Genomic DNA, 17,495 nt, shown 5'->3' on the forward strand with positions numbered 1-17,495 from the left:
CGCCCGAAAGACACCAGGAAGAACGAAACGGAGCCGCACTCCGGTTCAGCGCCGGCCCTTCGCAAGGCGGCGGCGAGGACACCCCACCGGGGTGACGCCCACCGCCGTCGCGGCCGGGGCACCCGGACCCCGGCGACGGGCAGACCCCCCGCCAGCCCTTGGTGGCCACGTAGGCGGTCTCGGTGGCGAAACCCCAAGCCGGGGCAGCGTCCCACGGGATGTCCAGCTCGTCGTCGGTGGCGTAGACGTAGCCGGCGCCGCGGGTGAAGGCCGTGTCCAGGGTGGCGCGCATGGCGGTCGCGTCCGGGGCAGGGAAGTCACGTGGACGCCTCCAGTCCCTTCGACGGCCGGAGCCGGACCGACGGTGGGCACGGCCGGGCGGCGTGCGGAGGGACCGGAGCCGCCGCCGACCTGCGGGTCCCGCCGCTCCCCGGCCCCCCGCGACGCCGAGTCGATCATGGTTGAATGCTCTGCGTCGCGGCACTCGGGGGGCTTGTGCCGCGCGCCCGCGCACTCCTCTCGGCGATGTGACGCGGGTCACTTCGGCCCCGTGTCACGAACGGGAGGGCAGCTCGCGTCTGGTGGTTGTCCGCACGGCGGGAACGACCGACACGAAGGCGACGATGACGATGACGAACACGACAGCAACACGGCAGCACGAGGTCCTGGTCCTGGGCGCCGGCTACGCCGGACTCTCCGCGGCGATCCAGCTCGCGGCCCGCACCCGCAAGCGCGCGGATCTGCGGGTGACGCTGGTCAACCCCGACGAGCACTTCACCGAGCGGCTCCGGCTGCACATGACCGCCACCGGCCAGCAGACGGCCGCGATGAGCATCCCGGAGCTGCTGGACGGCACCGGTGCGACCTTCGTCCGCGGCTGGGTCACCGCCGTGGACGCCGGGGCGAAGACCGTCCGGATCGACGACGACCGGGTCCTGCGCTACGACACCCTGGTCTACGGCCTGGGCAGCGTCGCCGACACCGACGCCGTCCCCGGCGTGGACGACCACGCCCACACCCTCGACAGCCCGCAGGACGCCGCGCTCCTCGCCGACCGGCTGGCCCGGCTCGGCGGCGGGACCGTCGTGGTCGGCGGCAGCGGCCTCACCGGCGTGGAGGCCGCGGCGGAGATCGCCGAGCGGTACCCGGAGCTCCGGGTGGAGCTGCTGGGCCGTCAGGAGCCGGGCGCGACCATGCACCCGAAGGCCAAGGCCCACCTGGACGCGGCGCTCGCCCGGCTCGGTGTGCGGGTGCGCGGCGGCGTCGAGGTGGTCAAGGTCCTGCCGGACGGCGTCGAACTCGCGGACGGCACCGTCCTCCCCGCGGACGCGGTGTTGTGGACCAGCGGCACCCGCGTCTCCCCGCTGGCCGCCGCCGCCGGCCTGACCGTCGACGAGCGCGGCCGCGTGGTCACCGACCCGGCCCTGCGCTCGGTTTCCCACCCGGACGTCTACGCCGTGGGCGACGCGGCGGCGGTCCGCCAGGGCTACGGCGTGATGCACGGGACCTGCCAGAGCGGCATGCCCACCGGCGTGCACGCGGCCCTCTCACTCCTGCGGGTCCTGGCCGGCAAGGAGCCCAAGCCCTTCCGTTTCGGCTACTACCACACACCCGTCAGCCTGGGCCGGCACGACGCCGTCGTCCAGTTCACCCACCCCGACGACACCCCGCGCCGGCTCGTGCTGACCGGCAAGCGGGCCGCGAAGTACAAGGAGACGGTCAGCGCCGCGCCGTGGCCGACCTTCGCCCGCATGAAGAAGATGCCCGCCTCGGGCGCGTTCTGGCCGCACGGCGGCCGCTACACCAGGATCCGGAGCGCCAAGTGACCCAGCCGCGACAGGACGACGCCGACCAGCTCGTCTTCCAGCAGTACCGCAACCTGCTCTTCTCCGTCGCCTACCGCCTCCTCGGCACCGCCGCCGATGCCGAGGACGTGGTCCAGGACGCCTGGCTCAAGTGGTCGGCGGCCGACCGCTCCCAGGTCGCCGACCCCAAGGCCTACCTGGCCCGGATCGTCTCCAACCTGGCGATGGAGCGGCTCCGGTCGACCCGCCACCAGCGCGAGACCTACGTCGGACCGTGGCTCCCCGAGCCGATCCTCACCCTCCCGGACACCGCCGAGGACATCGCCGCGGCCGACTCGGTCTCGATGGCCCTGCTGGTCGTCCTGGAGACGCTGAGCCCGCTGGAGCGCGCGGTGTTCGTCCTGAAGGAGGTCTTCGCCTTCAGCTACGCGGAGATCGCCGAGGCGGTGGAGCGCTCGGAGCCGGCCGTGCGCCAGGCCGGGCACCGCGCCCGCGAGCACGTCCAGGCCCGCCGGCCCCGCTTCACCGCGGACGCCGCCCGCCGACGCGACGTCACCGAACGGTTCTTCGCGGCGACGTCGGGCGGCGACATCAACACCCTCATGGAGTTGCTCTCCCCGGACGTGACGCTGTGGACCGACGGCGGCGGCAAAGTCCGCCAGGCCCTCAAGCCGGTCGTCGGCCTGGAGACGGTGGCCCGCTGGTTCGCCGCGCTCGGCAGCGTGACCTATCAGGGCATCGAGCCCGGGCAGATGCGGGCGGAGCTCACCTCGATCAACGGCGGCCCGGGCCTGGTCTTCCGCGGCCCGGACCGCGTGGTCGCCACGCTGACCTTCGAGTTCGACCCCGAAGGGCGGATCTCGACGATCCACAACGTGGCCAACCCGGACAAGCTCCGCGCCGTCGGCGACGGCACCCGCCACGACCTGCGCTGAGCCGCCGTGGGTCGCCGACGCTCTCCGGGCCCCGCGCGCCCGGTCTGCGACCTCACTGTCATGGGAGCGGTACCGGGCACGGCCCGGGCGGGTGCGCGAGCGGCCGCCGGGACGGTGCCCACGTCGTGGACGCCGCCCCTGACGGCCGACGAGGCCGCGGACTACCAGCCGCCGGAGGTGGTGTGGAAGCCGCCGGAGGTGGTGGCCGTGTCGGCGGTGCGGGTCGACGGGAGGTCGGAGCCGGAGGTGCTGATCCGGGCGCCGCCCCGGCCCGGGGCCTCCTGGCGGTCGGCCGACTCGGTACCGGTCCACCGGGGCGCGGGGGCGGACGCGGGGGCCGCCGGGGGGCGCGGGTCCTCCCGGTCGATCCGCAGGACGAGGCTGCGGCCGCCGGGGTAGCCGCTCCGGTCGCGGTCGGTGCACCGGACCACCTGGCTGTGGGTGCCGCCACGCTCCTCCCAGCGGCCCACGACGGCGCGGATGCTGGGCCCCCAGACGCCGTCGTGCTCGTGCTCGACGGAGAGCTCCCAGTCCGCGGCATCGATCAGCTCGCTGGCACCGACGACGCCCGGCACCACGACGGTGCCGCCGCCCCGGACAGTCGCCACGGCCCGTTGCGGCCGGTCGGCCTGCACGCCGGTCACCGTGATCCGGTGGGCGCCTCGGTACTTCGGCATCTGTCACTCCCGCGGGCTGGTTCGACTGTTCCGTACTCCTCTTCCCTTGAACGGCCGGCGACCGGGCCAGGGTTCGCCGCCGGGCCGATGCCGGGCCGGTTCCCGGCGCGGGGCACGGGTGAGGAGCAGGGGTGGGGAGCAGGGGTGGGGAGCAGGGAGCGGGCCGGGGAGAGGAGGCGCGGCCGGCGGAAGTGGGCTGCGCCGCAGCGGAGTTCCGTCGCCGCCGGTCGCCCCGACCGCGGCGACGCGCGTTCGTCGGGCTCCCACCACACCGCGGTCCGGCCGGTCGGTGGGGGCAGGCCGGGCGCGCCCCCACCGGAGGCCGGGGTCAGTAGACCAGGATGTCCCAGTGGTTGCCCTCGTTGCAGTAGAGGTTGCCCGACGCGGCCTTCCACTGCGGGTAGCCGTCACCCCGGTAGCCGATGTAGGTGAAGGAGTTCTGGACGTAGGCGTCGATGCAGGAGTTGCGGGAGATGTCGACCTTGTAGCCGTTGTAGTGGCTGTACGTTCCGGAGGCGTGGCCCACCTCGGTGCCACCCGTGATGTTGATGGCGCAGCCGCTGGACTGCTTCAGGGTGATGATCGTGCTCACCGTGCCGGAGTTGATCTGCTCGAACGACGTGCAGGTGGAGTTGGACCGGGTGGTACAGCCGCCACTGGAACTCCACGTGATGCCGGCGTTCCTGAACTGACCGGCGGCGGTCGACTGCGAGACCTTGGTGCCACTGGCGCCGGCCGTGGGCGCCGTGACGGCGAGCCCGGCCAGGGCCAGGGCGATGACGGTGGCTGCGGTGCGGGGCTTCATCTGCGTCTCCCGGTGAGGGCGCTGAACCTCGGACCGGGCCAGGATGGCCCCGGCGCCCTCTATGCGAGTAGACCCCGTGCTGTGAATTTCCCGTGACGGCGGCGTGACCGGGTCGCCCCGAGCGCCGCCGCCGTGCCCGCCGACGTCCCCGACCTCACCGCCCCGGCCGGATCACGCCTGGGCGAGCAGCGGGTCGTAGGCGGTGGAGCGCTGACGGCCCGCCATGAAGGCGAGGAAGTCCTTGATGAACGCGGCCCGCGTGTACGTCCCGTTCGAGTCGAGCAGTTCGCGGTGGAAGCCGGTGCGGAAGAGCGCGCGGTACTCGTCCGCGTCGATGCTCTGGTTGCCGTCGGCATCGGTCACGTCGAACAGCACCTCGGCGACCCGGATCAGGGCGGGGCCGGCGAGGGAGGGAACCGCCTCCGCGTACTCCTGCCGGCTGACCCGGCCGTCGCCGTCCGTGTCGAGCGTCGACTGGAGCTCACGCCACCAGGCGGCATAGGCGTCGTAGAGCCTGGTCTCCTCCGGCTCGTCCAGGTCGAGGCGGCCGGACAGCTCCCGTGCCATGGCCGCCAGGTCGGGCCAGTCCAGGTAGCCGTTCCCGGTCTGGTCCAGCACGGTGTCGAAGAACTCCTCCGCGCCGCGCCGCCCGGCACCCGCCCGTGCCGACCGCCCCGACGGCCTCCCGGCGCCGGGCCGCTCGGGCTCGTCCGGGAGCGGGGTGACCAGTCGCAGCAGGGCACCGAACCGCTTCATCCCGTCACCCACGGCGGCCAGCGCCCTGGCCCGGGGGTCGTCGCTGTCGGGTGACAGCGAGATCAGGTCGAGAAGGTTGTCGGCGGTGACCCAGCCCTCCGGCAACAGGCGCGCCGAACCGAGGGCCAGGTAGGCGGCCTGGCTCAGGGCCTGGGCGCCGGGGACCTCGGTCAGTCCGGCCCGCCTGCGGAACGTCTCCGGCAGGGAGGCCACCGTGACCACCCCGATCGCCGGCCCGGCGAGGGCCCGGCCGGCCGCCCACAGCGTCGGCACGCCCTCCAGCAGGGGAGGCGCCGGAAGGTGGTCGAAGAGGTGGTACAGGATGGTGCGCAGCGCCTCGGTGTTCTCCAGCTCCTCCTCGACCACCCGGTCGTAGTACGGCCAGAAGTCCCGCAGTGAGGCGGGGAGTTGGCCGGAGGAGTCACCCAGCAGCGCCTGGAAGGCCAGGAACTGCGCGTACAGCTCCTCCATCGCGGCCTGGTCGAGCGGCCGCCCGCTCCAGCGGAACATGGTGACGGCGCTCTCGAACATCGTGGCGACCACCCACGCGCGGGCCGCCGGGTCCATCGCGTCGTAGGGCCGGTTCGCCGCGTCGGTGCCGCTCATCCGCGCGTGCATCCGGTTGAGCCGGGCCACCTCCCGGTCCCGGGCCGCCTCGTCCGCACCGGTCACGCGCTGCAGGCTGCGCAGGGTGTTGGTCATCCGGCGCCAGGGGTGGGTGAGGAAGGTGGAGCTGTCGACCAGGGCCGCACCGATCTGCGGGTGGGCGGCTTCCAGGACCGTCGCCCGGATCATGGCCACGGCCCAGCACGGGTCGTCGAAGAGGCGGTGGAACCGCGTGCCCGGGCCGAACAGCGGTCCGGGCCGCGCAGTGGACCCGGCTCCGGGAGTGGCTCCGGGTGCGGGAGTGGCCCCGGCTGTGGGGGTGGCTCCGCTTCCGGGGGCGGTGTGCTCGCCCTCCGGGTGGTCGTCGGTCGTCCGGGTCACGATCCGGCCTCTCCATTCGTGTCGGCCGCCACCCCGCCGAAGCGGCGGTGGCGTCGCTGATAGGTGTTCAGGCACTCCAGGAAGTGCGTCGCCCGGAAGTCGGGCCAGAGCACCGGCGGGAAGATCCACTCGGCGTAGGCGACCTGCCAGAGCATGAAGTTCGAGATGCGCTGCTCCCCGGAGGTCCGGATGACCAGGTCCACGTCGGGGGTGTCGGGGAACGGCAGGTGGGCCGCGAAGCCCTCCTCGTCGAGGGTCTCGGCCGACGCACCGCTGCGGATCAGCGAGCGCGCGGCCTCGACGATGTCCCGGCGCCCGCCGTGGTCGAACGCCACGGTCAGTGTCATGCCCCGGTTGCGGCTGGTGAGCGTCGTCAGGTCCGCGAAGTCGCGGGCCAGTGCGGCCGGGATCCGAGGATCCGCGCCGCCGAGGAAGCGGCAGCGGATCCCGCGCGCGTGCAACAGCGGAGCGTGCTTGCGCACGACCCGGCGCACCAGGTGCAGGAGGTAGTCGACCTCCTCGCCGGGGCGGCTCCAGTTCTCGGTGGAGAACGCGTACAGGCTGAGCCACCGGACGCCGGACGCCCGGGCCGCCTCGATGACGTCGATCACCGTCGCCTCGGCCGCGCGGTGACCGGAGGTGCGGGGCAGATCGCGCCGCGCCGCCCAGCGGCCGTTCCCGTCCATCACACAGGCGACATGACGTGGCACCGGGGCCGAGCGCTCCCCTGCGGCCGGCCGGGGCACGGCCGCTCCCCCGGGCGGCGCGAGACCTCCGAAGACCTGCTCCACCACCACTGCCGCCCCTCCGCTCGCCACCGGCCCGCGATCTCCGCGAGGCCGTCATGAGCGTGCCGGGGCCCGGGCCGTACTGTCCGGCGATCGGGCGATCTTCACCCGATCCGGTGACGGCGGGGCCTCCCGCCACCGCCTGCGGCACCGGAGGCCGAAGGGCGGCCCGGGTGCTCGGAGGTCCGGACCGGCCTCCAGCTGCCGGGTCGGTCGCCCTCGGCCGCCCCCCGGGGTGGGCGAACCGGCGGAGCCGGCGTACTTCCAGCCGGTGATGACGGTCGCACCGGTGGACCCGGGCGGCGCGGACCGCGAAGCGGTGCGGTGGACGACGACGGCGCGCGCCGGCGCCCGGGCCGGGCCGTCGACAGCCCGCGCGGCCGTCACCCCGTCAGAATCGCGGCCAGTCGGGCCGATTCCGCCCGGACGCGAGCCGGCGCCCCCGCGGCGCTCAGGGCGTCGAGGGCCGGGAGCGCCTCACGGATGCCCTCGGCCGCCGCGCACTCGGCGGCGAGTACCAGCGCGTCGGGCCAGTCCTCGCCGTGCTCACCGAGTTCGCCACCGAGCCCGGCCGGCGCGGCACTCTGGAGGCTGTCCGTGGCCAAGCCGAACCGGGTGGGACGCCGCCCGGTACACCACCGCCCGTTCCGTGGCGGTCGGACCGTCGATCCGCCCGCACCGGGCCTGTCAGTGCCCCGGAGTAGGTTGCGACGCATGAGCCCAGTGAACTCCGAGGCTGCCCGTCAGCCGGCCGGCACCCGTCCCCGTTGTCCCGCCGTCGGCCCGGGGCGCGGCGCCGAGGGGCACCGGCGCGACGCCCGCGCCACCGTCGAGGTCCTTCCGCTGTGGGCCGCCCCCTGGTCCCGCACCGCGCGGGCCCCGGCGGCGGGGTGACGCTCCCTCGCCCGCGGCACGGCCGTTCAGCTGTGGTTGACGATGACGAAGATGCCCCAGGCGATCGCGGCGACCACGGTGGCGAAGCAGAGTACGGCCACGGCGTAGCCGACCGGTCCGACGGCGGCCGGGGGCCCGGTCACGGCAGACCGCCCGGCGGGGCGGGCCGACGGGTTGAGGGCGCGCAGGCCGAGGGCGAACAGCGCCGGCAGGCCGGCTCCGGCGACGAGGCCCACCACGACGATCCCCCACAGTGCGTCGAGGTTGATCCAGGAGTTCACGAGGCCGCCTCGCCGGCGTCCGGGGCCGGGACCAGCGAACCGGTCCAGGCCTCGTTGACGTTCTCCGGCGTCACCGCCACGGCCGGCCGGCGGGAGGCCGCGAAGAAGGCGATCGAGGCCAGGACCAGAACGATGAAGATCACGACGACGCCGATGGTCCCGCCGATCCCGTGGGCGGCCCAGTAGGTCGCGGCGCCGACCGTCGCGGAGGCCGGCAGGGTGAGCAGCCAGGCCACCGCCATGCGGCGGGCGGTGTTCCAGCGCACCACGGCGCCCTTGCGGCCGACCCCGGCGCCCAGGATCGACCCGGTGGCCACGTGGGTGGTGGACAGCGAGTAGCCGAAGTCGGTGGAGGAGAGGATCACCGCCGCCGAGGCCGACTCGGCGGCCATGCCCTGCGGCGACTCGATCTCGATGAGTCCCTTGCCGAGCGTCCGGATGACCCGCCAGCCGCCGAGGTAGGTGCCCAGGGCGATGGCCATCGCGCAGGAGGTGATCACCCAGGTCGGGGAGGTGGCGCCGGCCTGGAGGGTGCCGTTGGCGATCAGGGCCAGGGTGATGACGCCCATGGTCTTCTGCGCGTCGTTGGTGCCGTGGGCGAGCGAGACCATCGAGGCCGAACCGATCTGGCCGATCCGGAAGCCGTGGTCGCGCGGGCCGTGGGAGACGTCGCGGGTGAGCCGGTAGACGAGGTGGGTGCCGACCACCGCGACCGTCCCGGCGATGAACGGCGACAGGGTGGCGGGCACGATCACCTTGGAGACCAGCCCCTGCCACTTGACGGCCGAGACCCCGGCCGCCGCCATCGTCGCCCCGACCACGCCGCCGATGAGCGCGTGCGAGGAGCTGGAGGGGATGCCGAGGTACCAGGTGGTCAGGTTCCACAGGATGCTGCCGGCCAGTCCCGCGAAGACCACCACCAGGGTCACGTCGGCGCTGTCGACCAGACCGCTCGCGATGGTCGCCGCGACGGCGGTCGACAGGAACGCGCCGACCAGGTTCAGCGCCGCCGAGAGGGCGACCGCCACGCGCGGGCGTAGGGCGCCGGTGACGATCGAGGTCGCCATGGCGTTGCCGGTGTCGTGGAATCCGTTGGTGAAGTCGAAACCCAGCGCGGTGGTGACCACCAGGGCCAGGACCGCGTCGTTGCCCGTCACGGAGCCGAACCTAGCTTCCGGCCCGGACGGACCGGCCGTGGACGAGCCCGGCGCGCCGGGGTTTCGACCGGACGGGGCCCGGCGGCACGCCGTCGCCGGGCCACCGGGCGCAAAGCACGGCCGGGCCGGCGCCGCCCTCCTCGGGTGATCACCCCCCGGGGCTGTCGGTTGCCGCGGGACGGGCCCGCTACTCCGGCGGTCCTGCCCGTCGGTGCGGACACGTCTTCGCCGTGGCCCCGCTGTCCCTCCCCGAGGAGCACGCCGACGGCGCCCCGCCGGGGCAGCGCCTCGCTACGGCGCTGCCCGCGGGCGGCCGGCCCGTGGCGCCAGGGGCGGTACCGAGGCACGGCCGCCCCGGCCACCGCGGCTCAGGCCGGGCGGACCGCGCCCATGTACGGCATCACGCTGATCGGGAGGACCTCGACGTTCTTCCCCTTGCGCGGAGCGTGGATCATCTTGCCGTCGCCGATGTAGAGGCCCACGTGGTGGATGTCGTCGTAGAAGAAGACGAGGTCACCGGGCTGGAGGTCGCCCCGGGCGACGTGCGGGCCGGACTTCCACTGGTCCTGGGATATCCGGGGGAGCTTGACGCCGGCCGCGCGGTAGGCGGCGCCGGTGAGGCCTGAGCAGTCGAAGGAGTTCGGTCCCGTGGAGCTCCACTCGTAGGGCTTGCCGAGCTGGGCGGTGGCGAACTTGACGACGTCGGCGGCCCGGCCGCCCGCGCTCGCCGGAGCGGGTCCGGCGGCGGCTCCGGCAGGGGCTTCGGCAGCGGCTCCGGCAGGGGCGGCTCCCGCCGGGGTGGCTCCGGCGGCCGGGCGCGTCGCGGGTGCCGTGGCGGAGCCCTGCGCGGGCCGCTCGGCAGCGCGCGCGGCGCGGTCGGCCGCAGCGGCCTGCTGGGCGGCGGCCCTGGCCTTCTCGGCGCTCTCCTGGGCGTTGATCCTGGCCCGGTCCTCGGCGCTGAGCTTGTTGAGCAGGGCCTCGGCCTCGGCGAGCTTGGCCTGGATCTGCTTCTTCTCCTCGCCCAGCGACGCGCCCGCGGCGTCGAGTTGGGCGAGCATCGCGGTGGCCTCGGCGCGGTCCTGGTCGAGCTTGCGCTGCGCGTCGCGGGCCTGCTTCAGCAACGCGGCCTGGCTGTCGGCGACCTGGTTCTGCACGGCCGCGCGCGCCAGGTAGCCGGCCGGGTCGGAGTCGAGCATCAGCTGGACGCCCGGGCCGATGCCGTTGCTGCGGTACTGCTCACCGGCCACCGCGCCGAGCGAGGTGCGCAGTTCGTTGAGCGAGTCCTGGCCGCGGGCGACCTTGTCCTGGATGCGGTTGGCGTCGGCCTGGAGCGACTGCCGCTTCTCCTGGAACCCGTTGTAACGCTCGATGGCCTGCTCGGCCTCCCCGTTGAGCCTGTCCACCTGCTCCTTGACGGAGGCCAGGGTGGGCGCCGGCTCGGCGTGCGCCGTCCCGGCGGCGAGCACCGCGCCGCCGGCCACGGCCGTGGTGAGGACAGCGAGGCGGGCCCGGCTCGGACGGCTGGGTTTGCGGTGATTTCCCATGGCGGCGGGCTCCTTCGGGGGACGGAACGTCGAGAACGGTGCTCCACGGCCGTTCCCTCTACACCAGGGGGAACGAGGGGTTCCGCCACTTCGGTTCGACGGATGCCGTCGTTCCGGTCCGTCGGTCTGGCCCGCCCGACCGTCCACGGAGCCACGGCCGGCCACCGTCCGGAGGACCGGAGCGTCGCCGACCTCGTCCAGAGCGACCGTCGGGCGCGGCCCGTTCGGGCCGCCGTCGCCGTGAGGGTCGACCCCCGCCGTGAAGGTCGGCCGGCTCCGCGGAGGTCAGCCGAGCCAGACGATGTCGATGACGTGCAGGCGCCCGGCCGGGCGGTTCACCAGGTAGACGAGGCTGAGCTGGCCGACGGAGGCGCAGCGGACGTCTTCGCCTTCGAGGTCGGTGGCGTCCCACTGCGGCCACCCGCAGGGGGTTCGGGAGGCGATGTCCAGCAGGTCGCGGACCGTCCGCTGGGCGTGTGGGGGGAGGTCGACGAAGGTCTTGGCCGCCTGCGGGGACAGTCGGGCCGGCCAGACGTGGTCGCTCACCGGTCCGTCCCGGTGAGTTCGGCGAGGTCGATCCCGTCCTCGTCGTCCGGGCCGGTGGCGACGAACGCGTCGACCACCGGTGCGCTGTCCAGACGGACCCGCCAGGTCCGGACCACGTGGTGCAGCGGGGAGAGGTCGTAGGTCTGACGCGAGTCGTCGAGCGCCTTGGCCCAGTCCCGTTCGAACGCCGGCAGCCACCTGGCTGCCCGCTCGGGCGGCTCGGCGTGGATGCGGGCGAGCAGTCGGGCGGCGGCACGCGGCGCCGGAGCCGCCGGCGCGGCGGGAAGGTGGTCGGGCTGGGCGCTCAAAGGGTCCTCCACTTCGCTGCCGGTCACGGTACGGCAATCGGTGCGGCCGGCGGCGGGACCTCAGCCGGATCTCCCCCGACGTTGGCCGATTCGGGTGCGCCGGCAGCCGACGATCGGGGCCGGCCGCACCGGTGGGCCGGCGGCCATCGGGCAGGCGCTCGCGCACGTCGAGGAGGGCTGCGGGCAGGGCCCGATCAGACCCCGCTGCGGTTCGGTGAGTCGGCTGCCCGTCACATCCGACAGGTCTTCGGGTTCTGCCCCGGATACAGGGGCAGAACCCGGCGGACCGAACACCGCGTCACCCAGGCCCTGGGCCCGGAGCGCCTGTTACCAGGGCACTGTTCCGCCGTCGTCGAAGAATCCGCCGGTCGGCCCGTCGTCGGGCAGGGTCGCGAGGTGGATCGCGATCGCCGCGCCCTGCTGGGGCGTGCGGACGCCCCGGAAGCCGTTGAGGTCGGTGGCGGTGAAGCCGGGACAGCCCGAGTTGATCAGGATGCCGGTGTCGCTCAGTTCCCTGGCGTGCTGGACGGTGACGGCGTTGAGGAAGGTCTTGGACGCCAAGTACGCGGCGGGGACCGGGCCCATGTCGATGCCGGGCGGTCTGCAGGGTGAGCGAGCCGACACTGCCGGACATGTTCACGAGGATCGGTGCCCCTCGTGGGTGCCGAGGACGGCTCCGCCACCCGGGGTCGGGGGACTCCTCCCCCCGGAGCTACCAGGCCCCCGCCCCGCGCGGACGGGCCGAACGGGCGGTTCACCGCGCGGACGGGCCGAACGGGCGGTTCACCGCGCGGACCGGGCGCCGGGAGCGTCAACAGGCCCGACGGCGCACCGCGCCGGGCCGGGCATCTCCCGGCCCGTCCGGGCTCCCCGGCCGGCGTCCCGGCCGCCCCCGGGTACGGCTCAGAGCCCGATCGGGCCGGGGCAGGACCGGAACCGGCCCTCCGGTACGGGAACAACCCACTCCTCGCCTCGCCGGCCGACAGTTTCCGAACCTGCGCGCGATTCCCGCTCCGCCCCGGGAACGGGCACGTCAACCCGCCCCCGCCCGCCGGCCGTGGCGGCCGACGGAGCCGTTACGGCACCACGCGCCCAGGCGGACCCACCGGACCCGGCCCGGGGTCGGGACCGTTCGGCGAGCCGTCGACCGGCCCCATGGGGGTTCACGGCCGGAAGATACGTGGTCGTCCCCCATGAACCGGATGTCCCCGCGCCGCCAGGATCAGCGATGCGCTCGGAGGCCGACCGGCTCCGGCAGGGCTCCACGGACGAAGGAAGAACGATGGCAGAGGGGCAGACGGCGGGTCAGGGCTCGGCGGATCCGTACGCCACGTTCTACCCCGACCTGATCGGGGCGGTGCTGCGCCGTCAGGGCGCGCGGGGCTGGACCGTCACTCCCGGGGACTTCTGGTGCCACGTCCGGCCGGACGACGCCGGCCTCGGCCGCCGGCAGGGCTGGAAGCTGCACGTGTCCGCCACCCCGCTCTCCGCCCCGACGGTGCTGACCCGGGCCGCCGAAGTGCTCGTCGCCGCCCGGGCCCCGTTCAAGTGCGCCGGTACACCCGGCCGGCTGACGGAACTCGTCTCCGCCCGCTACGACCGGGGCGGCGGCGGGAAGTTCATCACCGTCTACCCGGACGACGACGACCACTTCCGCCGGCTCGCCGAGGAACTGCACCGGGCCACCGCGCACCTGCCGGGGCCGGGCATCCTCTCCGACCGCCGGTACCGGCCGGACAGCCCGGTCCACTACCGCTACGGGGCCTTCCGTGGCTCCCCCCGGCTCACCAACGACGGTTCGGTCGAACCAATGCTGCAGGCGCCGGACGGGACCTTCGTCCGCGACCGGCGCACGGCCGGGTTCACCCCGCCCGCCTGGGCCCCCTCGCCGCTCCCGCTCCCCGACACTCCCCCGGCCGCCCCCGGGACGAGCGTGCTGCTGAACAACCGCTACGTCGTGCACAAGGCGATCCGGCACGCCTACAAGGGCGGCGTCTTCCTCGCCACCGACCGGCGGACCGGCCTGGAGGTCGTCGTCAAGGAGGCCCGCCGGCACGTCGGGGCCGTCCTCGAAGGCACCGACGCCGGCGACCTGCTCGACCACGAGGCCGCCATGCACGCCCTGCTCGCACCGCTCGGCCGATGTCCGCAGGTCGTGGAGGTCTTCGGCCAGGGCGGCAACCGGTACCTCGTGGAGGAGCTCGTCGCCGGGCGCACCCTGCGCGCCTGGGTGTCCGAGCGGCTGCGCCCCGACCGGGCCCAGGTGCTCGACCTGGCCGGGCAACTGCTGGACGTCGTCGCGGCCGTCCACGAACTCGGCCTGGTCCTGCGGGACTTCAACCCCAACAACCTGATGGTCACCCCGGACGGCGAGGTCCGCCTGATCGACCTGGAGTCCCTCGCCCGCCCCGGGGACCACGTCCTGCGCCTGCACACCCCGGGCTTCGGCGCGCCCGAGGTCGTCGACGGCGCACCGAGCGGCCCCGCCCCCGCGCCGGAGTCCGACCTCTACAGCCTCGGCGCCGTGCTGTTCCACCTGCTGACCGGTACCGACCCGGCGCTCGCCCCGGACCGCGGGGCGGCCCGCGGCCGGGACGAACGGACCGCCGCCCTGCTCGCCACCGCGCTCGCCGACCGCCCGGACCTCACCGGCCTCCGCCCGCTCGTCCTCGGGCTCATGGCCGAGGACCGGAACGGGCGGTGGAGCCTGGCGAAGGCCCGCGCGGCGCTCGCCGCGCTGCCCGCCGCCACCGCGGCCGCCCCGGGGAGCGGCGCCGTCCTGGACGACCGGACCGCGCGACGGCTGCTCGCCGACGGGCTGACCCATCTGATGGACACCATGACCCCGCAGGACCCGGTGCGGCTCTGGCCCGCCGGCCCCTCCGGCGAGGGGACCGATCCGCTGAACGTGCAGCACGGTGCCGCCGGCGTCCTGTCCGTCCTCACCGCGGCCGCCGCCCACCGCGCCGACCCGCGGCTGCGGGCCGGCGTCGCCGAGGCGGCGCAGTGGATCGCCGCCCGGGCCGGGACCGGCGGACAGCTGCTGCCCGGACTGCACTTCGGCCGCTCCGGCACCGCCTGGGCGCTGCTGGACGCGGCCCGGCTGCTCGGCGACGACGGTCTCGCCGCACACGCCGCCCAGCTGGCCCGCGCCGTCCCGCTGCGGTGGCCCAACCCCGACGTCTGCCACGGCGTGGCCGGCGCCGGCCTGGCCCAGCTCCACTTCTGGCGGACCACCGGCGACAAGGAGTTCCGCCGACGCGCGGTGACCGCCGCCGAACACCTGCTGACCACCGCCGCGCAGGGCCGCTCCGGTGTGGTGTGGCCCGTCCCGGCCGACTTCGACTCCGAACTCGCGGGCATCACCCACCTCGGCTTCGCCCACGGCGTCGCCGGCGTCGCGACCTTCCTGCTCCTCGCCGGCCTCGCCGCCGAACGGGAGGACTTCGTCCACGCCGCCCGGGTCGCCGCCGAGACGCTGCTCGCCACCGCACGGGTCCGTGACGGCGCCGCCGCCTGGCCGGTCGAGGACCGCGGCGCCGACGCCCCCGCCCACGCGCCCCACTGGTGCAGCGGCGCCTCCGGCATCGGCACCTTCCTGATCCGCCTCTGGCAGGCCACCGGGGACCCGCGCTACCGCGAGACGGCCGAACAGGCCGCGGCCGAGGTGTACCGCTGGCGGTGGCAGAGCTCACCGGCCGCCTGCCACGGCCTCGCGGGCAACGCCGAGTTCCTCCTCGACCTCGCCGACGCCCTCGACGACCTCCTCCACCGGCGCCGCGCCGAGGAACTCCTCGCCTGCGCCCACGCACGCCACGTCGTCCACGACGGGCTGCTCCTGATCCCCGACGACACCCTGACCAGGGTGGGCGTCGGCTACAACACCGGACTCGGCGGGCCCCTCGGCCTGCTGGTACGGCTCCACCACGGCGGACCGCGCCTCTGGCTCCCCGCCCCCGACCCGGCCGAAAGGAGGTGACCACCATGACCGAGGACGTCAACGCCCTGCAGCTGCTCGACAGCGAGGAGCAGACCACCACCGGCTACATGTGCTTCCCGTTCAGCATCTTCCAGTGCGGCAACTGGAGCATCAACGACATGTGACCACTCCCCCTCCACAGAAGGAGAACACCATGACCGAGGACGTCAACGCCCTGCAGCTGCTCGACAGCGAGGAGCAGACCGGCAGCGGCTACATCTGTTTCCCGTTCAGCATCTTCCAGTGCGGCAACTGGAGCATGGGCGACAACTGAGCCTGACCACGGGGTGAAGCAGCACGACACCCCCGGCGACACCCCACCCCCGGTGCGGGTGACCGAGCCCCCTCGGTCACCCGCACCGGCCCCGTTCCGGGCCCCGAACCTCCGGCGCACACCCACCCGCACGGCCCTGCCTCCGGGGCTCCGATGCACCGCGCGCCGGGGCACCCGTCCCGGTCGACCGAAAATGATCGCGCCCGACGCGCACACGTCAACTAAGGTCGACGGGAGACCCCCCTGCCGCAACCGTCCCGACGCTCCCGCGACACCGTCCCGTGGGGCCGGAGTGACAGCTGGGAGGCGGTGAAATGACTGCTCGATCAGGCAGCTCACGGCGTCCGTTTGTTGGCGAATCCTCGCCACTGGCGGGACATGCACGAACATAACCGGACAAACGCTTCGACCGGTGGAACCATGCGTTCCGGGAGCCCCTGAGCCTGCAAAACACCTCGTGGCCTGCGACTCGGACCGAGGAAGCCATGGTCAAAGAGGGCTGCCACCCAAAGGACTGAACCCTTCTTTACCTAACCTTTGACAAAGCGTCAGTCGACAGCCCTCCGCCCGGTCAGCAAGATGTGCATCCGAGCCGCCTGACAGTGGCGGCCGACCTTCCGACCATCCGTCCGACATCAAAGACGCTCCACGGCAGTCCGCGCACGGTCCTCCGTCCTCACGGACCCCGGAGTCCTGTTCCGTCGGTGGGCGCGGGTCCGCACGAGGGAGAGAACCGCCTTGGGCCGCTACATGCTCCGCAAGTTGGCCAACTATTTGATACTCGTCATACTTGCGGCTTCTCTCTCGTACTTCGTCGCGGGGCTCAGCCTGCACCCGCAGGCGAACTACGAGGGCCGCAACCCCCCGTTGGCCAAGGCGACCATCAGCAAGACGCTCGACGACGTCAACATGAACCCCGACACCCCGATCGTCAGCCGCTTCGGCACCTGGGCGAACGGTGTGATCCACGGGGACCTGGGCAAGTCGATCGACGGCTCGCCGGTCAACAGCGAGGTGGGCCGCCGGATCGGCGTCTCCACCCGGCTGCTGCTGCTGGCGACCCTGGTCGGCTCGGTCGGCGGCGTCGCGCTCGGCACCATCGGCGCGATCAAGCAGTACAAGTTCTTCGACCGGTTCACGACCCTGGCCTCGTTCTTCGTCCTCGCGATGCCCGTCTTCGTGCTCGGCCTCTTCCTGAAGCTGCTGACGATCAAGTTCCTGGGCGCCGGCACCATCCACTTCACCGGTGAGACGGACGCCGAGTTCGCCGGCCGCTGGGACTTCGCCGCCCTGGGCAACCGGGCCGAGCACATGCTGCTCCCCGGCCTGACGCTGATCCTCATCCAGATCGCCCTGTACAGCCGCTACCAGCGCAGCACCATGCTCGACGTCCTCGGCAGCGACTTCCTGCGCACCGCCCGGGCCAAGGGCCTGCGCCGGCGCACCGCCCTGGTCAAGCACGGCCTGCGCACGGCGATCCTCCCGGTGGTGCCGCTGCTGGTGTTCAACATCGTGCTGCTGTTCGTCGGTGCGACCTTCACCGAGAAGACCTTCGGCTGGCACGGCATGGGCGAGTTGCTGATCAACTCCATCACCCGCAACGACGTCAACACCACGTCGGCGGTGGCCCTGTTCACCGCCGGCCTGGTGCTGATCGCCGGTCTGCTGTCCGACCTGCTCTACGCGGCGCTCGATCCCCGGGTCCGGGTGCGCTGACGCACCCCGCCCCGCCGAGCACCCCAACACCCGTAGAGGAGAG

At 73.8% G+C, this 17,495-nt stretch carries 16 protein-coding genes and 1 pseudogene; 6 read left to right on the forward strand and 11 right to left on the reverse strand.

The genetic code is table 11. From position 1 onward, the window contains the following. Positions 1-623 precede the first annotated feature (623 nt). A complete protein-coding gene (locus ABZ497_RS30165; RefSeq protein WP_359809743.1) occupies positions 624-1,826 on the forward strand; it encodes an FAD-dependent oxidoreductase in 1,203 nt (400 codons plus the stop codon). Beyond that, positions 1,823-2,740, forward strand: coding sequence for an RNA polymerase sigma-70 factor (locus ABZ497_RS30170; RefSeq protein WP_359809744.1), 918 nt, complete (start codon positions 1,823-1,825; stop codon positions 2,738-2,740). Before ABZ497_RS30165 ends, ABZ497_RS30170 begins: the two co-directional genes overlap by 4 nt. 161 nt (positions 2,741-2,901) lie before the next feature. On the opposite strand, the gene ABZ497_RS30175 is transcribed toward ABZ497_RS30170, so the two are convergent. From ABZ497_RS30175 to ABZ497_RS30225, 11 genes and pseudogenes are all read right to left on the reverse strand, one after another. Then, positions 2,902-3,417, reverse strand: a complete 516-nt coding sequence (locus ABZ497_RS30175) for a hypothetical protein (protein ID WP_359809746.1) — start codon at positions 3,415-3,417, stop codon at positions 2,902-2,904. Between the two features lie 328 nt (positions 3,418-3,745). Next, on the reverse strand, positions 3,746-4,222 hold the full coding sequence (locus tag ABZ497_RS30180) for a hypothetical protein (protein ID WP_329491633.1): 477 nt from the start codon (positions 4,220-4,222) through the stop codon (positions 3,746-3,748). A 171-nt stretch (positions 4,223-4,393) separates the two neighbouring features. Continuing rightward, the gene (locus ABZ497_RS30185) at positions 4,394-5,833 is read right to left on the reverse strand and encodes an oxygenase MpaB family protein (protein ID WP_359809780.1); all 1,440 of its coding nucleotides are present in this window, start codon (positions 5,831-5,833) and stop codon (positions 4,394-4,396) included. Between the two features lie 128 nt (positions 5,834-5,961). Then, positions 5,962-6,651: a polyprenyl diphosphate synthase gene (uppS, locus tag ABZ497_RS30190; RefSeq protein ID WP_359809782.1), complete on the reverse strand. Its 690-nt coding sequence runs from the start codon at positions 6,649-6,651 to the stop codon at positions 5,962-5,964. 485 nt (positions 6,652-7,136) lie between these two features. Continuing rightward, a complete protein-coding gene (locus ABZ497_RS30195; protein WP_359809748.1) occupies positions 7,137-7,358 on the reverse strand; it encodes a hypothetical protein in 222 nt (73 codons plus the stop codon). A gap of 315 nt (positions 7,359-7,673) precedes the next feature. Beyond that, on the reverse strand, positions 7,674-7,928 hold the full coding sequence (locus ABZ497_RS30200; RefSeq protein WP_359809750.1) for a hypothetical protein: 255 nt from the start codon (positions 7,926-7,928) through the stop codon (positions 7,674-7,676). After that, positions 7,925-9,085, reverse strand: coding sequence for an inorganic phosphate transporter (locus ABZ497_RS30205; protein ID WP_359809752.1), 1,161 nt, complete (start codon positions 9,083-9,085; stop codon positions 7,925-7,927). The genes ABZ497_RS30200 and ABZ497_RS30205 overlap by 4 nt, the downstream gene beginning before the upstream one ends. A gap of 368 nt (positions 9,086-9,453) precedes the next feature. Continuing rightward, positions 9,454-10,629 (reverse strand): NlpC/P60 family protein, encoded by a 1,176-nt coding sequence (locus ABZ497_RS30210; protein ID WP_359809754.1) that lies wholly within the window; start codon positions 10,627-10,629, stop codon positions 9,454-9,456. A gap of 285 nt (positions 10,630-10,914) precedes the next feature. Further along, positions 10,915-11,175: a hypothetical protein gene (locus ABZ497_RS30215; protein WP_359809756.1), complete on the reverse strand. Its 261-nt coding sequence runs from the start codon at positions 11,173-11,175 to the stop codon at positions 10,915-10,917. Continuing rightward, the gene (locus ABZ497_RS30220) at positions 11,172-11,483 is read right to left on the reverse strand and encodes a DUF6247 family protein (protein WP_352297059.1); all 312 of its coding nucleotides are present in this window, start codon (positions 11,481-11,483) and stop codon (positions 11,172-11,174) included. The genes ABZ497_RS30215 and ABZ497_RS30220 overlap by 4 nt, the downstream gene beginning before the upstream one ends. Positions 11,484-11,810: 327 nt before the next feature. Next, positions 11,811-12,135 (reverse strand): annotated as a pseudogene (locus ABZ497_RS30225) (SDR family NAD(P)-dependent oxidoreductase); the annotation flags it as partial. A gap of 630 nt (positions 12,136-12,765) precedes the next feature. On the opposite strand from ABZ497_RS30225, the gene lanL reads away from it, so the two are divergent. From lanL to ABZ497_RS30245, 4 genes are all read left to right on the forward strand, one after another. Then, positions 12,766-15,462 (forward strand): class IV lanthionine synthetase LanL, encoded by a 2,697-nt coding sequence (gene lanL, locus ABZ497_RS30230; protein WP_359809758.1) that lies wholly within the window; start codon positions 12,766-12,768, stop codon positions 15,460-15,462. A gap of 5 nt (positions 15,463-15,467) precedes the next feature. After that, positions 15,468-15,587: an ALQxL family class IV lanthipeptide gene (locus tag ABZ497_RS30235; protein WP_329491624.1), complete on the forward strand. Its 120-nt coding sequence runs from the start codon at positions 15,468-15,470 to the stop codon at positions 15,585-15,587. A gap of 29 nt (positions 15,588-15,616) precedes the next feature. After that, positions 15,617-15,736 (forward strand): ALQxL family class IV lanthipeptide, encoded by a 120-nt coding sequence (locus ABZ497_RS30240; RefSeq protein WP_352297073.1) that lies wholly within the window; start codon positions 15,617-15,619, stop codon positions 15,734-15,736. A 762-nt stretch (positions 15,737-16,498) separates the two neighbouring features. Continuing rightward, positions 16,499-17,452: an ABC transporter permease gene (locus ABZ497_RS30245; RefSeq protein WP_352297078.1), complete on the forward strand. Its 954-nt coding sequence runs from the start codon at positions 16,499-16,501 to the stop codon at positions 17,450-17,452. Positions 17,453-17,495: the final 43 nt, after the last annotated feature.

It is taken from the genome of Kitasatospora sp. NPDC005751 (assembly GCF_040630835.1).
GTDB lineage: Bacteria > Actinomycetota > Actinomycetes > Streptomycetales > Streptomycetaceae > Kitasatospora.

Bases quoted from the DNA above. Each gene is read 5' to 3' on its own strand.
- ABZ497_RS30165 (WP_359809743.1), top strand. From the start codon at position 624: ATGACGATGACGAACACGACAGCAACACGGCAGCACGAGGTCCTGGTC.
- ABZ497_RS30175 (WP_359809746.1), bottom strand. From the start codon at position 3,417: ATGCCGAAGTACCGAGGCGCCCACCGGATCACGGTGACCGGCGTGCAG.
- ABZ497_RS30180 (WP_329491633.1), bottom strand. From the start codon at position 4,222: ATGAAGCCCCGCACCGCAGCCACCGTCATCGCCCTGGCCCTGGCCGGG.
- uppS (WP_359809782.1), bottom strand. From the start codon at position 6,651: ATGGACGGGAACGGCCGCTGGGCGGCGCGGCGCGATCTGCCCCGCACC.
- ABZ497_RS30210 (WP_359809754.1), bottom strand. From the start codon at position 10,629: ATGGGAAATCACCGCAAACCCAGCCGTCCGAGCCGGGCCCGCCTCGCT.
- lanL (WP_359809758.1), top strand. From the start codon at position 12,766: ATGGCAGAGGGGCAGACGGCGGGTCAGGGCTCGGCGGATCCGTACGCC.
- ABZ497_RS30235 (WP_329491624.1), top strand. From the start codon at position 15,468: ATGACCGAGGACGTCAACGCCCTGCAGCTGCTCGACAGCGAGGAGCAG.
- ABZ497_RS30240 (WP_352297073.1), top strand. From the start codon at position 15,617: ATGACCGAGGACGTCAACGCCCTGCAGCTGCTCGACAGCGAGGAGCAG.